Origin of the sequence: Lacticaseibacillus camelliae DSM 22697 = JCM 13995 (genome assembly GCF_001436615.1) — a bacterium.
GTDB classification, from domain to species: domain Bacteria; phylum Bacillota; class Bacilli; order Lactobacillales; family Lactobacillaceae; genus Lacticaseibacillus; species Lacticaseibacillus camelliae.
The window spans coordinates 76754-96693 of the sequence record NZ_AYZJ01000067.1 but is presented as its reverse complement, the minus strand read 5'-3'; the positions used below and the strand labels follow the sequence as shown (position 1 = coordinate 96693).

The window sequence follows — 19940 nt, the reverse complement described above, 5'->3', positions numbered from 1 at the left end:
AAGAAGCCGGCTGGCCAACTTAGAATCCTTTAATACTTGGCAAACGCCGAGAGACCAGGGACTGGATGCCTCAGAAAACTCCGTTGCAGTGGGCAATTTTGCGCCTGCTTCTGTTCGTCAGTGGTGACTGAGCCCCGGTGTCAGCCAGAATTGTTCAAGAAAAAATCGCATTTGTTCGCGAAAAACCTCCACACATGCTTGACACCCCCCTCTAATCAATTTATAATCTTAGATATTCTCAAGTACGTTAGAGGCGGAATTGGGAACTATCTCATAGGTTGGAGGCTTATGTGTATGAAGATGAATAAGAAACGAGGCGCGGTGGTCGTCGCATTGACGCTGGCCACACTGCTCGCTGCTTGCGGTAATAGCTCAAGTAGCAACAGTTCCTCAAAGAACAGCACTTATAATTATGTGTATTCGACTGATCCGGATAACTTTGATTACTCCGTTACCAGTCGTGCGACCAACAGTAATCACTTGGCCAACTTCGAAGAGCCTTTGATGAGCACTAACAAGTATGGTGAAATCGTCCCAGGTCTGGCAAGTTCTTACAAGGTGACCAATGGCGGCAAGACTTACACTTACACGCTGCGTAAGGGTGTGAAGTGGGTCGATGCCCAAGGCAACACGTATGCCAACGTTAAGCCGCAAGACTTTATCACTGGTATGAAGCACGCCGTTGAAGCAAAGTCCGAAACCTTGTACATCGTTCAAGGCTCCATCAAGGGCTTGGATGATTACGTCAATGGTAAGACCAAAGACTTCAACAAGGTCGGCATCAAGGTTGTTGGCAAGAACAAGATTCAGTACAACTTGAATGAAGCAGAACCATTCTGGAACTCCAAGTTGCAATATGGGATCTTGGAGCCAGTCAACGCGAAGTTCTTGGCTGAAAAGGGCAAGAGCTACGGCCAGCCAAAGGCTAACGCGATTTTGTACGATGGCCCATACCTGCTGAAGAACTTCACTTCGAAGTCTGTCATCGAGTACACGGCTAACCCGAAGTACTGGAACAAGAAGAACGTTCACGTTACGGACGTCAAGGAAACATACAACGACGGGTCAAACCCAGACGCTTTGTACAAGTCCTTCCAGAAGGGTGATTTCTCTCAGGCGCGGGTATACCCGAACCTGCCAGGTTACAAGTCAGTTAACAAGAAGAACGTTGTTTGGGGTCCTCAGGACGCTTCGACGTACAACATGACCTTCAACTTGGACCGTAAGTCATACAACATGACCGATAAGAAGACGGACAAGCAAAAGGCTGACACGAAGAAGGCTGTTTTGAACAAGGACTTCCGTCTGGCGATTCAGTTTGCGTTTAACAAGACCGCGTACAACGCGCAGTCAACTGGTGCCGCTGGTGCGACGAAGTCTCTGCGTAATTCATTCATCCCGCCTACTTTTGTTCAGGCTGACGGTAAGAACATCGGGACCTTCACCCAGACAGATCTGCACGCACTGGGCTCTGAATACAAGTTCATGGATCTGACGGATGCGCAGGATGGCACTTACAACAAGGCTGCTGCCAAGGCTGAATTTGCCAAGGCGAAGAAGGCACTGTCTGCTGAAGGGGTTTCATTCCCAATCAAGCTTGATCTTCCTGAAGAGGAAAAACAGGCGCTGCAGCTGAACCAAGCTAAGTCCTTCAAGAAATCTGTTGAGTCCGTGCTGGGCAAAGACAATGTTGAAATCGACATCATCCAAGCTGCTGAAGACAAGTACTTGGCAGGGACTTACCAAGCTGCAACTGGTGCACAGTCCGACTTTGATATCAGTAACGCTTCCGGCTGGAGTCCTGACTATCAGGATCCTTCCACTTACCTGGATATCTACAAGCCATCTAGTGGTGCGCTGCTGAACACCTTGGGTCTGACGCCTGCTTCTGCTTTGACTTCCGCAGCCGACAAGGCTGATTACGCCAAGGCTGCCAAGGCTGCAGGTCTTGATAAATTTGAGGAATTGACTAACCAAGCCGAGGCCATCACAACTGACACGAATGCTCGTAACAAGGCTTTTGCTAAGGCTGAAGCTTACCTGTTGAGCACTGGCGTTCAAATTCCAATCAATTCTCTGGGCGGTACTCCTTCTGTAACGAAAGTTGTTCCATTTACTGGTTTGAAGTCATGGACTGGTGCAAGTTCATCTCGTTTCGATGGGATGAAGATGCAGTCTAAGCCTGTTACGACTTCGCAGTTCAACAAGGCACTCAAGGCGTGGACCGCAAAGCGCGCTGAAATTGCTAAGGAACAGGACAAGTAAACTAAGCTTTGAGCTGACTCGATAAGCTCTTTGAACTTAGGCGTGTTAAAGGGCTAGCACACTGATAATGTGACTAGCCCTTTTTCTTTAATGAAGATAAGAGGGGGAACCGCACATGAAGAAGTATCTGTTCTTTCGCGTACTTCGTTCAATCGTGAGTATCTTTCTGGTCACGACCCTGACATTCATCCTGATCTACACGATGATCCCACGACGGGACGTGTTCAAGCAGGATCCGATGATCAACAAGTTGTCCTCGAAGCCCGACTCGCTGACTGATTACAAGAATAACGCGTACGAAAAAATGAACTACATGGATTACAAGGACACTAGGTCACTGATCAAGACGGTCGAGAAAGCCGATCCTAAGGTCACAGTGACAGCTGCCCATACCGCCTCCAACCAAGCTGCGTTCGAAAAGTGGACGAAGGCTAATGGTTATACCTTGCACCGCTTTAAGATCAGCAAGGATTACTATGCTACGCGTGATCTGCCAATTTGGGAACGGCTCGGCCGCTTCTATGGCAATATGATCAAAATCGATACCCCGTGGGCCATTCATGACCCGAAAAACCCGAATCTGCCGCGCTACCTGAAGATCAAGCATGATCCTTTGGTTGGCTGGGCTGTCGTTGGTTCGGGGACAAAGTACCGTTACCAGCTTTACTTCAACTCGAAGTTTCCGTACATTCACGAGAACTTCTTGAAGTTCAACCTTGGGACTTCCTATCCAACTTATGCTGGCGAACCTGTCAGTGAAGTGATTGGCGGCGGCCAAGGCCCTGCCGACAGCATCACTAAGACGTTCCCGAACGGTCGTAAGCTCATCACGTCTGATGACGTGTACACACGGGCCTACCAGCCGCGGAAGCACCGCGATCCCGAAGCCTATGAACAGTACAAGGACGATTACACCAGTACCGAGCAACTCAACCGCGATCCTTCAATGGTTGGGACTTCTGTCCGGGCCGGGTTCATCGGGCTGATCATCTCGTACGCCATTGCGATTCCGATGGCCATTTACATGGCGCGGAAAAAAGGCAAGTGGTTCGACCGCGCCGGGACCTTCGTGGTCACCGTGCTGATTGCCGTCCCGAGTCTGGCCTTCATCTACGTCTTCCGTTACTTAGGGGCCACGCTGTTCGGCCTGCCGGATTCATTTCCAACTTTGGGGGCCGAGAACTGGCGTTCTTGGGTTCTGCCTGCGGTGGTCTTAGGGCTGCTGAGCGTTTCCGGGCTGGTGATCTGGTTCCGGCGTTTCATGATCGACCAGCAGAAGTCTGATTACGTGAAATTTGCCAAGGCCAAGGGCCTGAACGAAAGCGAAATTTACACCAAGCATATCTTTAAGAACGCCTCGATTCCAATCGTTCAGGGGATTCCTGGATCTATCATCGGATTGATCGGTGGGGCCACGATGACCGAAGAGATTTTCGCTGCCCCTGGGATGGGGAAGATGCTGCCAGATTCAATTTCTGCGCACAATAACGCGGTCGTTATCGCACTGGTCTTCATCTTCACCACCATTGCTGTTCTCTCCGTTCTGCTTGGCGACATTGCCATGGTCCTAGTTGATCCGCGAATTAAGCTGTCGTCGTCCGACACATCAAAGGGGGAGGAATAGTCAATGGCTGAAAAAGAAACTGCTCAACCAGAAATTCAGGATTCCGACTTTACCCCGGTGGAGATTGATAAGCTTGAAACTGAAAAACTCGATACCGAAAAGTACTCGTATTGGGGTTCTGTCGGCCGTGCGTTTTTCTCCAGCAAGATGACCATTTTCCTATTACTGCTGATGCTGGCAATCCTGTTGATGTCGTTCATTCAGCCGTCATTTTCTGGCTATTCGCTGAACAACGTGTCTAAAATTAACGATTTTGGGGCCCGATACAACTGGCCGAGTGCCAAGTACTGGTTCGGGACCGATGACAATGGGCAATCACTGTTTGATGCGATTTGGGCTGGTGCGAAAATTTCCATCTCGATTTCCGTCATTGCGACGTTGATCACGACGGTTATCGGTGTTGCCGTTGGTGCGGTCTGGGGCACTTCTAAGGGCCTTGATCGCATCATGCTGGAAGTTTACAACGTTATTTCTAACGTGCCTCAGCTTTTGATCATCATGGTTCTGTCCTACTCCTTCGGGGCGGGCTTCTGGAACCTGATTTTCGCGATGACCGTCACCGGGTGGTTAGGCACAGCGTACTTCATCCGGGTCCAGGTCATGATCATGCGCGATCGTGAGTACAACATTGCGTCCAAGACACTGGGCACTGGGCTGGGACGGATGGTTTTACGCAACATCATGCCGTACCTGACATCCGTTATTGTCACCCAAGTCTCGCTGTCCTTGCCGTCCTACATTTCATATGAAGTGTTTCTCTCCTTCTTGGGCGTTGGGCTGTCGGCCAGCACCCCGTCACTGGGCCGGTTAATTTCCAAGTACTCACCATACATGACGAGTTATCCGTACTTGTTCTGGCTGCCGGTGCTTGTGCTGGCGCTGATCGCGGTTTCCCTGTACTTGGTCGGCCAACGGCTGGCTGATGCTTCGGATCCGCGCACACACTTATAAAAGGGGGAGTGACAATGAGTGACGAAAAAGAACCGATTCTGAAAATTGACGACCTCTCTGTTCACTTCCATGTCCGCGGCAAGACGCTCAAGGCAATCCACCATGTCTCGATGGATCTCTACAAGGGTGAAGTACTGGCCATTGTCGGGGAGTCCGGTTCCGGCAAGTCTGTTCTGACCAAAAGCTTTACCGGAATGCTGGAAGAAAACGGTGAGATTGCCGGTGGTACGATTGTGTACAAAGGCAAGCACCTTGAAAAGCTAACGAAAGATAAGCAGTGGGAAGGGATTCGTGGCAATGAAATCGCCACGATTTTCCAGGACCCGATGACATCGCTGGACCCGATCCGGACGATTGGGTCTCAGATTGCCGAAGTCGTGGTCAAGCACCAGGGCAAGTCGAAGGCCGAAGCAAAGCAAATTGCGATTGAGCTGATGAACCGCACAGGCATTCCTAATGCGGCGGCCCGCTACAATGAGTACCCGTTTGAGTATTCTGGCGGCATGCGGCAACGGATCGTCATCGCCGTGGCGCTGGCTTGCCGGCCAGACATTTTGATTTGCGATGAACCGACAACCGCGCTGGATGTCACGATTCAGGCCCAAATCCTCGACTTGATCAAGTCCCTCCAAAAGGAAGACGGTTTTACCACCATTTTCATTACGCATGACCTGGGGGTTGTGGCGTCCATTGCCGACCGCATCGCAGTCATGTATTCCGGCCGCATCATTGAGTACGGCACCTGCGACGAGATCTTCTACGATCCGCGTCACCCGTACACTTGGAGCTTGCTGTCCTCGCTGCCGCAATTGGCCCAAAAGGGTGGTCAGCTGTACTCGATTCCAGGCACGCCGCCAAGTCTGTACAAGGACATTGTCGGCGACGCCTTCGCGCCGCGCGATCCGTGGGCGATGAAGGTTGACTTCAAGGCCGACCCGCCATTCTTCAAGGTTTCCGATACGCATTACGCCAAGACATGGCTCTTGGATCCGCGGGCGCCGAAGACTGAAAAGCCGAAGCTGATTCAAAACCTGCACGAACGGATGGCCGCAACTGTGGCGGAATCCCACTTGGAGAACTTGGATCTGGCGCTCAATGCCAATAAGGAGGATGATGCAGATGGCGAATGATAAAGAAACAATTGTTAGTCTGAAGGATCTGCAGATCTCCTTTGGCTCAGGGAAAGATAAGTTTGTTGCTGTTCAGGATGTCAACTTCGACATTTTCAAGGGTGAGACCTTCTCGCTGGTTGGCGAGTCCGGGTCTGGCAAGACCACCATTGGCCGCGCCATTCTGGGCATTAACCCAACGGAGAAAGGGACCATTACCTTTGAAGGGGAACAGATCAACGGCAAGATCTCTGAAAAGAAGAAGCACTCAATCGAACGCAAGATTCAGATGATCTTCCAGGATCCGTCGGCCTCCCTGAATGACCGGGCCACTGTCGACTACATCATTTCGGAGGGTTTGTACAACTATGGGCTGTTCGATTCCGAAGAGGACCGCGTCAAGAAAGTTCGGACGATGCTTGAGGAAGTTGGGTTGCTGCCAGAGCAGTTGTACCGTTATCCCCATGAATTCTCAGGCGGCCAGCGTCAGCGTATCGGGATCGCCCGCGCGCTGATCATGCAGCCGGACCTCGTGGTGGCCGATGAACCGATTTCCGCGCTGGATGTTTCCATTCGGGCGCAGGTGCTGAACCTGCTGAAGAAGTTCCAGCGTGAACAGGGTGTCACCTACCTGTTCATTGCCCATGACCTGTCTGTTGTCCGGTTCATCTCGGATCGCATTGCGGTCATTCGCGCCGGTCGCATTTTGGAGCTGGCGCCGACTGAAGAGCTGTTCACGAACCCGATTCATCCGTACACCGAAGCACTGCTTTCGGCTGTGCCAGTGCCGGATCCGCAAATTGCCCGCACGCGCAAGTCGTATGTTTACGACCCGAGCATGCACCACTACGAAACCGATAAGCCAAAGTTTGTCGAGATCAAGCCTGGTCACTTCGTTTACTGCAACGAAGAAGAACAGGCCCGTTACACCAAGGAATTGAAAGAACAGGGTCAGATCTAGTCTGCTCCTCTGGTAGGTCGTTCGGCCCCCTCTGGACGGCTTCCCGTAAGTCCCCACTCATCACGAGTGGGGACTTTTTGAATCCGAAAACGGTTGGCAAAGCGTGCCGCGCTTGCTATAATACTAGTTGTTGCTGCCGCAATGGCGGAATTGGCAGACGCGCAGTGTTCAGGTCGCTGTAGGGTTTTCCCTGTGCAGGTTCGACTCCTGTTTGCGGCATCAAAGTTCTTGAACCGGTCATCCCCAGATGGCCGGTTTTTTGTCGTCTAAAATATTTGACAGCCGGGCGATGTGCAGTAAACTGACCTTATGAACATTTCAAGCAGCGCCACGGATCCTTAGTCCTTACTAGGCCTGGGTTCAGTGGCGCTTTTTTCGTGGAGGTGGCAAGGTGTTTAAAATCCTGATGCAAAATATGCATGGCAAGGTGCGCCTGACATTTTTTCTTGCGCCGCTGGTCATGCTGATCGAGGTCTTCTGCGACTTGCAGCAGCCGACGATGATGGCGGACATTGTGGACTCAGGGCTGGCCAAGGGGGACATGCAGTTCGTGATCAAAACGGCGGCCTTGATGCTGATGTTTGCGTTGATCGGCATCTGTGCCGGAGGCGGGTCCGGCGTCTTGGGCAATTATGCCTCACTGCACATGGGGCAGAGCCTGCGCACGAAAATGCTGACCATTGCCTTAAATTCTCGCGCGGCTGGCGGCCTGCCGCCGGCAACTTTGATCACCCGTATCACCAACGACGTGACCCAGATGCAAAATTTGGTGATGATGATGACCCGTGGGATGGTGCGGGCGCCGATGCTGATGCTCGGCGGCGTCGTGATGTCGACGCTGGTGTCGCCGCGCCTGGCGCCGATTTTATTCGTGATCCTGCCAATTCTGCTGGTTTACACGCTGGTCGTGATGCGGCGCAGCCTGCCGTTTTACACGGACATGCAAGGCAAAACCGATGACATGAACCGAGTGATGCGGGAAAATTTGCAAGGCGCTAAGACCATCAAAGCGTTTGTGCTTGAAAATCACCAGCAGGCGCAGTTTACTGAGACCAATAACGCCTTGCTTGACAGCTCCGTGCGGGCTTCCATGGCGACGGTGCCGCTCGCGCCGGTGATTCAATTTTTGCTCAATCTTGGGGTCGTGATCGCGTTGGCGTATGGTGGCACCCTGGACGTCGGTGGGGTGATCCTGGATGGGCAAATCATTGCCTTCATCAATTACATGATTCAGATCACCAACGCGATGGTCATGACGGTGAACATTATCACCGCCTTTTCGCGGGCGATCACATCGGCGACGCGCGTTCAAGCGGTCCTCAGCGAGCAAGTCGGTGAGGTGCAGGTGGGTTCTGCTGCTGACGCGCCACAGGATTCGAGTGTGACGTTTGATCACGTGTCGTTCGGCTACGATCAAAGCAAGCCCATTCTGGATGACATCAGTTTCTCCGTGCCAAGCGGGCAGTGGCTCGGCATTATCGGCACCACTGGTTCCGGCAAGTCGACCTTGATCAACTTGCTGACGCGCGGGTTTGATGATTACACCGGCACTATTAGGATCGGCGGTGTGGACACCCAGCAGCTCGACTTGGCGGCTGTGCACCACAAGGTGACCGTGGCCACTCAGGACGCCATGCTGTTTTCTGGGACGGTGCGGCACAATCTGACCTTTGGTGAAAAAGCAGCCACCGAGGCCGAGCTGGCGGCCGGCGCGCACTTGGCGGACGCAGATGAGTTCATCGAGCCGCTGCCCAAGCGGTATGATGCCCCGGTTGAGCAAGGCGGGAAGAACTTCTCAGGCGGCCAGCGGCAGCGGCTGAACATTGCGCGTGCGGCCGTGCCTGACCCGGATATTCTCGTGTTTGACGACGCGACGAGCGCGGTCGACCAAACCACGAACGCCAGGATTCAGCAGCGGCTGGTCGAGCACCGGCGCGGCCGCACGACGCTGATCATCTCGCAGCGGGTGGCCAACCTGCTGCAATGCGATCAGATCCTGGTGATGCAGGAAGGGCGACTGGCGGCCCGGGGGACCCATCAGGAGCTGCTGGCCAGCTCGCCGTTTTACGCGCAGTTGGTTGAGACTCAGCTGGGAGGAGGGCGTTTTGATGCAAGTGATGAATCGCGGGCCTAGACACAACCTGCACCAGGAAAAGGCCCAAGTCACGGACTGGCAGGCGACGGCGCGGCGGATTTTAGGGTACATTGGGTTTGCGCGCGGCAAGCTGATTATTGTGTTTGTGCTGACCATCTTCACCACCGCGGCGACCATTATTGGCAACCGGGTCAACGGCATTGTCGTCGATCAGTTTCTCAAGGCCAGCAAGTTGCATTTGCTTTATGTCATCTGCTTGGTCCTTGGCGTGATGTACCTGCTCTCGGCGGTGTTCACCTATTTTCAGAATGCGGTGACGGTAAAAGTCGCCCAGAAGGCGTCGGCGGACATTCGCCGTGATATCTTCAGCAATCTCCAGCGCCTGCCGATGCGCTACTTTGACACTCATGACAACGGGGATGTGATGTCGCGGCTGACCAACGACGTGGACAACATCAACACCGCCATGATGCAGACCTTTGTCCAACTTTTTACGGGCATTGTTTCTGTCGTGGGCATGGGGGCAGCGATGCTGGTGCTGTCGCCGCTCCTGACGCTGATCGCGCTGGCCGCCTCGGGGTTGACGTACCTGTTCACCCGCGCTGCGGCTAAGGTCACGCAGAAGGCCTTCATGACGCAGCAGGAGGCACTGGGCGCTTTGAACACGCAGATTGAGGAATCGGTTTCGGGTAAGCAGGTGGTCCAGCTTTTTGACCACGAGGCGGACACGATGGCGACATTTAATCAGACCAATGCGCGATACACGCATGCCGCGTTCATCGCCCAGTCTGTGTCCAGCTTTATCGGGCCGGTGAACAACGGGACCAACAACCTGGCGTACCTTGCCATCACCGCCGCAGGGGCATTTTCGATCCTCACCGGCAGCAGTACGATCACGGTTGGGATCATCTTCACGTTTCTGATCTATCTGCGCAATTTCACCGGGCCGATCAACAATGTCCTGAATTTGATCAACACCCTGCAGCTTTCGCTGGCTTCGGCTGAGCGTGTCTTTGAGGTGATCGATGAGCAGCCGGAGAAAGATGTCCCAGAGGCGGTCTCAGTTAAAACCACCACCGGGCACGTTGAGTTCGAGCACGTTGATTTTGCCTATGAACCGGGCCGCCAGATTTTGCATGACATTAACCTCGTTGCTGAACCTGGCCAGACCATCGCGCTGGTAGGGGCAACCGGCGCGGGCAAGACCACCATCATGAACTTGCTGACCAATCTTTACCCGCTGCAGTCCGGCCGGGTGCTGCTGGACGGTCGCGACGTGACTTTGATTCGGCGTGAGGACCTGCGGCACTTGATCACCGTGGTTCAACAGGAGCCCTACATGTTCCAGCTGTCGATTCGAGAAAACATTCGGCTGGGCCGAGCCGATGCGACCGACGATGACGTGGTGCTGGCGGCGCAGCGCGCCCATGCAGACGGGTTTATCCGCCAGCTGAAGGACAGCTATGATACCGTGCTAGCCGAGAATGCGCACAACATCTCGCAGGGCCAGCGGCAGCTGCTCAGCATTGCCCGTGCCTTCATTGCTGAGGCGCCGGTGCTGGTCTTGGATGAGGCAACGGCATCAATCGATTCCAACACCGAGGCGGATGTTCAGCGGGCCATGACCGGGCTGATGAAAGGCAAGACCAGCTTTGTGATTGCCCACCGGCTGTCTACGATTCGTCACGCTGATCAAATTCTGGTCATTGATGATGGGCGCGTCGTGGAGCGCGGCACGCACGAGGAACTGCTGAAGCGCAACGGGGCGTATGCTGCCTTGTACAACAGTCAGTTCGATCAGCATTAGCAGGCGACTGAGACATTAAGTCGTTTTAGCCTACAAGACAAACACCTCTGCGCCACGATGCGGTTTAAAATCGCGGTGCAGAGGTGTTTGTTTACTCGACTGTTGCGTGATGGAACGCGATTGGGGCATTTATGTCGCGCACTTCACTTGGTGGGGATGACTTGATGCAGGTCGTTGCGATCTTTATCCTGCATAATTGATTTCATATAGCGATGAATACTCGGCACTTGGTCATCCACCTGGTAACCGGTTGTGGCGCGCAGCTTGGCCGCCGCCGCATTGGAAATGTCGTCTTGGCCGGTGAAGAAGCGCCAGTTGAGCTCACCCAAGAATTTAACGCCGGCCTCGCGTTTGCGTTCGCTCATCTGATGGTCAAAGAGGCTGTTTACCGCCAGCGCCTCACCATTTTGCAGGAAGAGCTTCTTCAGGTAGGCCTGGTAGTGCATCAGGTCAGGATTGTGTTTTTGTTTGGCCGTCAGCACGGGCCGGACGTTGACGGCTTGGCGATCATACGTCAACTGGTTCGGCGTCAGCTGCACGACACCATATCCGGCCGGTGAGATCGAAAAGGCCCCATCAACGATTTCCACTGGTTCGGCAGCCGTGCTGCCGCTTTTAATATCCTGGGCGTGAATGTGACCAGAAAAGACAACGGGCACATGGTACTGGGTCAACAACTTGCGAAGCTGCGGGGCGTTATTCAACACGTAGCCGCGGTTGACCATGGCGTTGTGCGTGTACAGATTGTGGTGCATGAAGACCAGGCTGGTGCGGCCGGCCTTCTTGGCGGCCGCCAGCTGACTGCGCAGCCAGCTCATGGTCGCTGGCTTCAACTCGCCTCCGGTGTTGGGATTGCGATTGCTCGGCTGAACGGTGTAAATGTTGGAGTCAAGCATGATCAGCTGATAATCGCGATTCAGCGTCACGGTGTAACTCAGCGAATCCGCATCCTCGCTGGTTTCATTGCGGTAGCCATCGCTAAAAATATTGCGCCAGTCCGTGGGGCTGATGTGGGCCACTCTGAGTTGCCGGTTGCCCTGATACTTGCGCGCCCAGCCGTCGTAGATGTCATGGTTACCAGGCGTGACCAGAACGTGGATGCCCGCTTTTTGCAAGGGGGCCAGCCGCTTTGCGAGGCTTTGCGCACTGGCCTTGGCCCCGTTGAAGGTGACGTCACCGGTAATGATCACGGCAGTGGGACGCGGCCGGGCGGTCAGCGCCTCGTGCACCAGTGCGCGAATGGCCACCGGCTGGTAGTCAACGTCTTTGCCCGCGGCGCTGCGGGCAATCTCGCGGTAGGCCGCCTGGTGATCATGCAGGGCCGGCGCGATGAAATGCGAGTCTGACAGCACCCAGAAGCTTGGTGTGCGACTTTGGGTGAGCACCTTGGCCGCAGTGCGCTGCGGGGTCGCCAGGGTCAGCCCCCACGCCAGCAGGCTCATTGCGAGCAATGCACTCAAGATTTTGCCAAACCACTTCATCCGCGACCCCACCTTAGATATATTCGTTAAATTGATTGTACCGCAGTTAGTCGTGTATTGCCGATGCGTTTCCGGTGTGAGACGGCGTAATCTTTGACTGGAGGTGAGGGGCATGCTAGTTGCGTTGAATGAGGCAGATGAGCTGGTGACGCTGCGCAGCCACGAGCAGGCGAAAGGGCTTAGCGGTCAGCGCTTTCGCTGTCCGGCGTGTCGAGGCGAGCTGCGAATCAAAAACGGGGCCCAACTGATCGCGCACTTTGCGCACAAGGACAACGCCTGCAAAACGTCAAGTGAGCCGGAAAGTGAGACCCACCTGGCCGGCAAATGGTGGCTGGCCAAGTTTGGGGCGCAGATCGGCGAGACGGTGACGCTGGAGACTTATTATCCTGAGATTCAGCAGCGCGCCGATGTCGTCTGGGAGCACCAGGGCAGGCAGCGCATTTTGGAGTTTCAGTGCAGTGGGATCAGCCCGGAGCGGATTAAAGCGCGGACGGATGGCTATCAGTCACTAAACTTAGAGGTGATTTGGATCGCGGGGCCGCAGTATCTGACCCGTTGGCCCGGCAGCAAGCAGGCAAGGTTTCTGCGGTGGGGCAAGGACATGGGATTTCATCTTTGGCAGCTGGACCCGGCCAAGCAAGCGATGACACTCTTGCAGCTGACAAGCCAAGCCATCGTTGAAACCGAGTATCGCCAGGGCCTGCCGACCAGGAGACAGACGCGAGTGTACGTTGAGCCGCTCGCCAGTCGCGCCAAGGCGATTCAGGCCGCGCTTGTTCACCGTGCACCGGCCGTGATGCAGTTGCAGGCGCGCGCCAGCGGCCAAGGCCTAAACTTGGCGGGCGCGCCTTGGCTCATGCATCAAGCGCTGCGGCATTTACCAGGTCTTGATGCCCCGGAGTGGGCCATCCGCGCCGCGTGGCTGCTTCGGTTTCAGCATCAGCCCATTGAAAAAGCCGCCGAGGCGGCTTTCTGGCAGCAGTATTCAAGCGTGCGCGCCCCGCAGCTGCCTGAGGGCCTGCTGCAGGCGGCAGTGCGGCGGCAATGGCTGGCCGTGTTGACAACTGGGGGGTATTTACAGGAAAGCGCCACTGGCTGGCAGTGGCGCCGCGTGCCGCGGTGGTACGACACAGTCGATGAAAAGTTACAGGCGCTCGGCCAGGCCGGCCTCAGCTAAGTCCAGGCTTTGGGCAACGGCGTGCTCAACCAGGGCGCCTTGGTAAGTATTGATCCCAGTGAACACCATGTTGTCGGCTTTGGCGGCTTTGGCCAGCCCCAGGCTGGCGATCTTGAGCCCCGCCGGGGTCGTGACCGCCGTTAAAGCTTCGGTGGCTGTCCGCGGCACGGCCCCTGGAATATTGGCCACAGCGTAATGAATGACGCCGTGTTTAACATAGGTGGGGTGGTCGAAGTCGGTCGCGTGATCTGACGTGGCAAAGATGCCGCCTTGATCGATCGGAATGTCGACGACGACCGAGCCGGGCTGCATGCTGGCCACCATTTCTTCGGTCACGATTTTCGGCGCCTTGGCGCCTGGGATCAGCACCGCCCCGATGGCCAGATCTGCAGTGGGGAGAATGGCGCTGAGATTAGCCGGCGTCGAGAACAGCGTTTCGATTTGACCATCAAAGTCGGTGTCGAGTTTGGCAAGGACATGGGCGTTGATGTCCATGACGGTGACCCGTGCGCCCAAGCCAAGCGCGGTGCGCGCCGCATTTTCACCGACAACGCCGCCGCCGATGACCACGACATGGGCTTTCGGCACACCAGGGACACTGGTTAGCAGGATTCCCTTGCCGCCGTTTTGATTCTGCAGGCATTCCGCCCCAACAAGCACCGCCATCCGTCCCGCCACTTGGCTCATCGGGGCCAGCGCGGGGAGGTCATCTGCCGGCCCCACCATGGTTTCGTAACCGATGCCGGTCACCCCGGCTTTGAGCAGTGCCAAGGTCAACTCACGGTTTGCGGCCAAGTGCAGGTAGGTGTAAAGAATGAGCCCTTGCCGAAAGAAGTGATACTCGGCCGGCAGGGGTTCTTTCACCTTGATCACCATTTCTGCTGCCCAGGTGGTACTGGCATCGGTCATCGTGGCACCGGCCGCCTCATAGGCTTCGTCGGCATAGCCAGCGGCGAAACCGGCATCGTGTTCCACGGCGACGGGGTGACCGGCGGCGACAAAACTCTGCACGCCGCTGGGGGTCAGGGCAACACGATTTTCATTGTTCTTGAGTTCTTTGGGGATTCCAATTTTCATGAGTTCATCTCCTTGCTGATATGAGTTAATGATACGCGCCTGCCTGCAGCAAAAGCGAGAAAGCGGTTACGCTGTCAAGCAAAAAAAACGGCCAGGCAATTGCCTGGCCGTTTGGTCACTGCAAAACGTGGAATAAGTCTTTTGAGGGTTGAATCTCTGGCTGAGTGATAATTTTTTGCACGACGCTCTTAAACCGTTCGTAGGATTTCAGGTTGCCCAGGCGCAGCCCATCGCCGGCACTTGCGCTGTTCATGATCACCACCGCCGGCGTCTTGGTGATCCCCATCTCGACGGCAATCGCTTGATCGGAGGCGAGACAGTGGTGCATTTCTTCGCGGCGCCGATCATCACGAAACGCGTCGAGGTCGAACCCGACCGCCTCGAGGCACTCATAGGCCGTCTCCTGGTCGTAAGGGGCAACTGGAATCGTCATGTGGGCCTGTTCCATGATCAGCAGCTTGCGTGCCTTTTGATTGCCCTGAAACTGGGCTGCCTTGTAGTCCACAGCCAATTGGTAGGCCGTGTCAAACAACTGGTTGCGAAGGGCCAGATTGTGCGAATCCAAATGGGCATCGGCCATGTACTGGTCGATGACTTTAAAGTTGACCAGCGGAACGAAGCGGAGGCTGATCTTTTGCGTCAACTCACTGGAAAGACGCTGGACGATCAGTTCTGCTTCACGGCAGCGGCTGCCAATGGGGTTGATGAACAAGAAAAGTTCTAACACGGCGAATCCTCCAGTTTGGGCTAATAAGCAACGGGTTAAGGTTTGACCAACCTTTGCACCGACTGTCGGTGCCTATTGTTTATCCTTACCTTACCAGAAATCTTATCAAAGACAATTAATCAGCTTGTGAAATATTCACGTTGGCATACGCCCGCCGAACTTTGTTTTGCACGGGCTGCAAGGCGATTGCAAACTGCTTGGTCGTTTGATCCCAGTAACGCTGGGCGGCTGCTGGGTCGGTGTACTCCAGCTCCAGCTCCCAGTCCCGCTTGCCGTTTGGGTACAGCGTTTCATCTAAGGTCAGCTTTCCGGCAGAAACATCGAGTAAGCGCCGCCAGGTGGTGGCCGCGGCAAATTGCTGAAGGTTGTCTGGCAGGATCTGCTGGCTCGCTAAATACTCGCGAATCTGGCCGTGGGTGGCGACGCTGTTGGCCCGGATCAGCTGGCGCGCTTCACTGACGGTCAGAGGGTCAGTCATTTCCTCAAGCAGGCGGTCGGGCCCTTTGGGGAGCTTTAGCGTTTCCTCAGCCCGCGTGTTAAAGAGCCGGATGCGCAGGCCCAGGCCAGCTTTGTGCAAGCGAAAATCGGCCGTGTCATAGTAGGTATTGGCTTGACCGAATGCCGGGGCAAAGGGCAGTGCGGCCTGCAAGGCGGCAGCTTGGTCAGCTGTGATCAGGGTTTTGAACTCTTGCTCGGATTGGATACTCATACAATTCACCTCGGTAATAGTATACAGCTACTCTTCTGGCCGGTGGGTGGCAGGCGGCGCATTTATGGTAAAATGAAACAGAATCAGAGTGGAGGCTTTGGCATGCAGCGCGATTGGGATACTTTTTTGATGCCATACGAGCAGGCAGTGAAGGAACTTAAAATTAAATTTCGCGGTATGCGCAGCCAATTCCTTCAGGAAAGCCGTCATTCCCCGATTGAAATTGTCACCGGCCGCGTCAAACCGGTGGATTCGATCATCGAAAAACAGTCGCGAAGGTACATCTCGGATGCCTTGCTTGAACAGGACATGCAGGATATCGCCGGGCTGCGGATCCAGTGCCAGTTTGTCGAGGATATTTACGCCGTCGTGGATCTGATCCACCAGCGCACGGACATGAAGGTCGTCGAGGAGCGGGACTACGTGACCAACGTGAAGCCATCGGGTTACCGGAGCTATCACGTGGTCATTGAGTATCCGGTCCAAATGGTGGAAGGCGAGAAAAAGCTGCTGGCCGAGATCCAGATCCGGACCATGGCGATGAACTTCTGGGCCACCATTGAACACTCGCTGAACTACAAATACCAAGGGGAGTTCCCCGATGCGCTGAAAGAGCGGCTCAAACGCGCGGCCCAGGCCTCGGCGCTGCTTGATAACGAAATGTCCGAGATCCGTGAAGAAATTCAGGAGGCGCAGCGCCTGTTTTCCTACGGCAAAGGGCAGAATATGCCGCGGCGGTTGGATGAACCGGATTCTTCCCATGATAACGACGCTGACGGTAAGCAAAGGATGAATGACGATGCGCATAGCGATCCAAGCAAATAATAACGCGAGTTCTCAGGCGGCCCGGCAAAAACTGATCAAGGGGCTGAAACAGGCTAATTTTGAGGTGGACGTGCCGCATCCGGAAGTCGTCATCACCATTGGCGGGGATGGCACCCTGCTTTCGGCGTTCCATCGCTACGCCGCGGTGCTGGATGAGGTCCGATTCATCGGGGTCCACACTGGCCACCTGGGATTCTACACCGACTGGCGTGACTACGAGACGGATGAGCTGATTGCGGCCCTTAAGCGGGATTCTGGGGAAAGTACCAGTTACCCACTGCTGGATGTGCTGGTCGACTACGAAGACGGGACGACTGCGCACTTTTTAGCGCTGAATGAAGCCACGTTGAAGGGCACGAGCGGCACCATGCGCACTGATGTTTACGTCAAGGAGAATTTTTTTGAAAGCTTTCGCGGCGATGGGCTGTGCGTGGCCACCCCGACAGGGTCGACGGCTTATTCCAAGTCCAATGGGGGCGCGGTGATCCACCCTCGGCTGGCTGCCCTGCAAATGACGGAGATCGCCTCGATCAACAACCGCGTGTTCCGCACGCTGGCGGCCCCGATGATCCTGGCGCCAGACGAATGGGTGTCCTTGCGGCCGGAGCCGTTTCAGGAGTATGTGATGTCGATTGATCAGTTCACGGCCAAGCCGGCCATGATCAACGCGATCCGGTTCAAAGTGGCAAGTGAAAAAATCCGCTTTGCCAGTTATCGGCACATGCACTTCTGGGACCGCGTTGAGGACGCCTTCATCGGGGAGAAGAAACCGGATGCGCTTTAAGTGGACTTATCAAGGGCCGCGAGTCAGCCTGCAGACGTTCTTGCGGCACCAAGGGTTTTCACAGGCTCAGCTCAAACAGTTGAAGTTTCATGGCGGTTTTGTGTTTGTGAACAAAAGACAACGCAACACCGCTTTTACTTTGCGGCCGGGTGATGTGATCTTTTTACAAACCGCGCCGGAAGTAGCCGCGGACGCGGTGGTGCCATTCGCCGCGCCGCTTGCGATCGTTTACGAGGATGAATACCTAATGGTGGTCAACAAACCCGCCGGGGTCCCCTCTATTCCAGATGTCGGCAAAAGTCCGGACACGATGGCCAACCGGGTGAAAGCTTACCTGCTAAAGACGCATGCGGAAAGCACGGCGATTCACGTGGTGACGCGGCTGGACCGTGACACCAGCGGGCTGATGCTATTTGCCAAAAGTGGGCTGATCCACAGCCTGCTGGACGCCGAGCTGCACACAGACGACCTGCAGAAGGAATACTTGGCGCTGGTCGCCGGCGCGAGGAAACTGCCGCGGCACGGCTGGTTGGTGCTGCCGATTGGCCATGGCCCTGAGTTTTACATGAAGCGCGCCGTTGTGCCATCGGGAAAGCGTTCGGTCACGGAGTTTGAGACGCTGGCGCAAAACAGGCGCGGCAGTCTGGTGCGCGTGCAGCTGCACACCGGCCGGACGCACCAGATCCGCGTGCATTTTGCCGCCATTGGTCATCCGTTGTTCGGGGACGATCTCTATGGCGGGCCGGCCGCTGGGCTGAACCGCCAGGCGCTGCACTGCTCCCATCTCCATTTCTGGCACCCCATCCTGAAAAAGCCGCTGGAGTTGACGGCACCGCTGCCGAACGATATGTTATCTTTGGAGAACGAGTTGGGCCTGGCCCAAAAATAATGAGGATGTGGGAAAGATGTACCAACTATTGACCGATTCTGCGTGCGATTTGCCGCGTCAGACCCTGGCAGATGCGAATGTTAACTTCGTGTCCTTTCACTTCAATGTTGAAGGCCAGGATCTGACGGATGACATGGGGGGCTCGTACGAGCTAAAAGACTTTTTTGCGAAAATCAAAAATGGCGTGATGCCGTCCACTTCGGCCATCAATGTTGGCGAGTATGTCGACTTTTTCACGCCATACGCCAAGGCGGGAACGCCGGTCGCCTACATTGCGTTTTCGAGCGGTCTGAGCAGTTCCTTTGAGGCGGCGACCGAGGCCAAGGCCATGGTGCTGGAGAAGTATCCTGAGGCGCAAATCGCGCTGGTGGACACCCTGGCAGCCTCTGAGGGGGAGGGGCGCATGGTGCTTGAAGCCATCCGGCTGCAAAAAGAAGGCAAGACCCTGGCGGAGCTGGTGGCTTGGTTCGAAGAGAATCGGCTGCGCCTTCAGGAATGGTTTACTGTCGATTCGTTGGATTATTTGTATCACGGCGGCCGTGTGTCACGCACATCGGCAGCGCTGGGGACGCTGCTCAACATCAAGCCGATCATGGACGTGGATACTCTGGGCCGGCTGCGTGTAGACGGTAAGGTGCGGGCTCGCAAGCGGTCGCTGACCACGCTTGGAGACAAGATGCTGGCGGCGCTGCCAAGCGATCCGCAGCAGCCCATCCTGATTGCCACTTCCGGGGACTACGAGGCGGCCAACCAGGTCCGAGATTACATTTTGGCTAAAGCGCCAGCCGCGAACGTGACGGTGGGCGATATCGGGCTCACGATTGCCAGCCACACCGGTTTCGGCTGCGTGGCGGCGTTCGTCATGGGGACGGACAAACGGCAGTAAGAAATCAAAAAGGCGACTGCCAGCCAATCGAGTCAAGATTGGCTGGCAGTCGCCTTTTGTGTGGTCAGACACTCAGCTCAAACGCAAAGCTGGTCGTCGCCGGCCACGGCTTGTCATCGCTGGCAAAAAAGCCGTGCAGTTGCAGCTGCTTTGCTGCCTTGGTCAGCGCGAACCCACGCGGGCCTTGGTTGCTGAGGGCAGGGCTGGCAACAAAAACGTTGCCGGCCGGTTGATCGCCCCATTGTAGTCTCAGGAAGGCCGCGGCGGCAAGGGGCACCAAGCCCAGGCCGTAGTGCTGGGCCGTTTGAAAAATGTGCGGCAGGGTGCTGCCTTGGCTCAACCCTAGGTCACGCGCGCGGATCAGCCCCAGACGGATCGGGTAGGGCCGCTCACCTGGGTAAACGGGCATGGTCTGGAGGAGCCGCTCGGCAGCCTGGTCGGTTTGGACGTGCCGCTCGCGCAGCGCGTTGACCAGCGCCGCCCGGGTCATGCCGCCGCCGCTCAGCTGAATGGTCGTAAATTGGGGATCCATTTGCCGCCTCCTGCAAAACGCCGTGAGGATCATCCTCGCGG

Annotated in this window: 17 protein-coding genes and 1 tRNA gene; 13 read left to right on the top strand and 5 right to left on the bottom strand. The window is 55.6% G+C overall.

Going from position 1 to position 19940, the window contains the following annotated elements; genetic code table 11:
- Positions 1-294 precede the first annotated feature (294 nt).
- The 8 genes from FC75_RS09925 to FC75_RS09890 all read left to right on the top strand — a co-directional run bounded on the left by FC75_RS09925 (position 295) and on the right by FC75_RS09890 (position 10812).
- Positions 295-2265, top strand: coding sequence for an ABC transporter substrate-binding protein (locus FC75_RS09925; RefSeq protein WP_082623142.1), 1971 nt, complete (start codon positions 295-297; stop codon positions 2263-2265).
- 115 nt (positions 2266-2380) lie between these two features.
- A complete protein-coding gene (locus FC75_RS09920; protein WP_056989795.1) occupies positions 2381-3889 on the top strand; it encodes an ABC transporter permease in 1509 nt (502 codons plus the stop codon).
- 3 nt (positions 3890-3892) lie between these two features.
- A complete protein-coding gene (oppC, locus tag FC75_RS09915; RefSeq protein WP_056989794.1) occupies positions 3893-4840 on the top strand; it encodes an oligopeptide ABC transporter permease OppC in 948 nt (315 codons plus the stop codon).
- Positions 4841-4854: 14 nt separating this feature from the next.
- The gene (locus FC75_RS09910; protein WP_054662959.1) at positions 4855-5970 is read left to right on the top strand and encodes an ABC transporter ATP-binding protein; all 1116 of its coding nucleotides are present in this window, start codon (positions 4855-4857) and stop codon (positions 5968-5970) included.
- A complete protein-coding gene (locus tag FC75_RS09905; protein WP_054662968.1) occupies positions 5960-6910 on the top strand; it encodes an ATP-binding cassette domain-containing protein in 951 nt (316 codons plus the stop codon). Before FC75_RS09910 ends, FC75_RS09905 begins: the two co-directional genes overlap by 11 nt.
- 135 nt (positions 6911-7045) lie before the next feature.
- Positions 7046-7129: transfer RNA gene (locus FC75_RS09900), tRNA-Leu, on the top strand.
- A gap of 172 nt (positions 7130-7301) precedes the next feature.
- Positions 7302-9044 (top strand): ABC transporter ATP-binding protein, encoded by a 1743-nt coding sequence (locus FC75_RS09895; RefSeq protein WP_056989793.1) that lies wholly within the window; start codon positions 7302-7304, stop codon positions 9042-9044.
- Complete coding sequence (locus FC75_RS09890; protein WP_054662971.1) at positions 9019-10812, top strand: ABC transporter ATP-binding protein; 1794 nt, start codon at positions 9019-9021, stop codon at positions 10810-10812. The genes FC75_RS09895 and FC75_RS09890 overlap by 26 nt, the downstream gene beginning before the upstream one ends.
- Positions 10813-10955: 143 nt before the next feature.
- Here FC75_RS09890 and FC75_RS09885 read toward each other — a convergent pair whose 3' ends face one another.
- The gene (locus tag FC75_RS09885) at positions 10956-12293 is read right to left on the bottom strand and encodes a metallophosphoesterase (RefSeq protein ID WP_056989792.1); all 1338 of its coding nucleotides are present in this window, start codon (positions 12291-12293) and stop codon (positions 10956-10958) included.
- A gap of 112 nt (positions 12294-12405) precedes the next feature.
- On the opposite strand from FC75_RS09885, the gene FC75_RS09880 reads away from it, so the two are divergent.
- On the top strand, positions 12406-13470 hold the full coding sequence (locus tag FC75_RS09880; protein ID WP_054662974.1) for a competence protein CoiA: 1065 nt from the start codon (positions 12406-12408) through the stop codon (positions 13468-13470).
- Here FC75_RS09880 and ald read toward each other — a convergent pair.
- From ald to FC75_RS09865, 3 genes are all read right to left on the bottom strand, one after another.
- Complete coding sequence (gene ald / locus FC75_RS09875; RefSeq protein WP_056989791.1) at positions 13438-14547, bottom strand: alanine dehydrogenase; 1110 nt, start codon at positions 14545-14547, stop codon at positions 13438-13440. The two genes, FC75_RS09880 and ald, sit on opposite strands and share 33 nt — an antisense overlap.
- A 115-nt stretch (positions 14548-14662) precedes the next feature.
- Positions 14663-15274, bottom strand: coding sequence for a DsbA family protein (locus FC75_RS09870; RefSeq protein ID WP_056989790.1), 612 nt, complete (start codon positions 15272-15274; stop codon positions 14663-14665).
- Positions 15275-15389: 115 nt separating this feature from the next.
- Complete coding sequence (locus FC75_RS09865) at positions 15390-15983, bottom strand: CYTH domain-containing protein (RefSeq protein WP_056989789.1); 594 nt, start codon at positions 15981-15983, stop codon at positions 15390-15392.
- Between the two features lie 102 nt (positions 15984-16085).
- Between FC75_RS09865 and yjbM the strand changes: the two genes are divergently transcribed.
- Genes yjbM through FC75_RS09845 form a run of 4 tightly spaced genes read left to right on the top strand, consistent with a single transcriptional unit; the run spans position 16086 to position 19367 of the window.
- Positions 16086-16808, top strand: a complete 723-nt coding sequence (gene yjbM, locus FC75_RS09860; RefSeq protein WP_056989788.1) for a GTP diphosphokinase — start codon at positions 16086-16088, stop codon at positions 16806-16808.
- The gene (locus tag FC75_RS09855; protein WP_054662989.1) at positions 16783-17592 is read left to right on the top strand and encodes an NAD kinase; all 810 of its coding nucleotides are present in this window, start codon (positions 16783-16785) and stop codon (positions 17590-17592) included. Before yjbM ends, FC75_RS09855 begins: the two co-directional genes overlap by 26 nt.
- Positions 17582-18481, top strand: coding sequence for an RluA family pseudouridine synthase (locus FC75_RS09850; RefSeq protein WP_056989787.1), 900 nt, complete (start codon positions 17582-17584; stop codon positions 18479-18481). The genes FC75_RS09855 and FC75_RS09850 overlap by 11 nt, the downstream gene beginning before the upstream one ends.
- A gap of 16 nt (positions 18482-18497) precedes the next feature.
- Complete coding sequence (locus tag FC75_RS09845; protein ID WP_056989786.1) at positions 18498-19367, top strand: DegV family protein; 870 nt, start codon at positions 18498-18500, stop codon at positions 19365-19367.
- Between the two features lie 64 nt (positions 19368-19431).
- Here the strand turns inward: FC75_RS09845 and FC75_RS09840 are convergent, their stop codons facing one another.
- A complete protein-coding gene (locus tag FC75_RS09840) occupies positions 19432-19899 on the bottom strand; it encodes a hypothetical protein (protein ID WP_056989785.1) in 468 nt (155 codons plus the stop codon).
- Positions 19900-19940 lie beyond the last annotated feature (41 nt).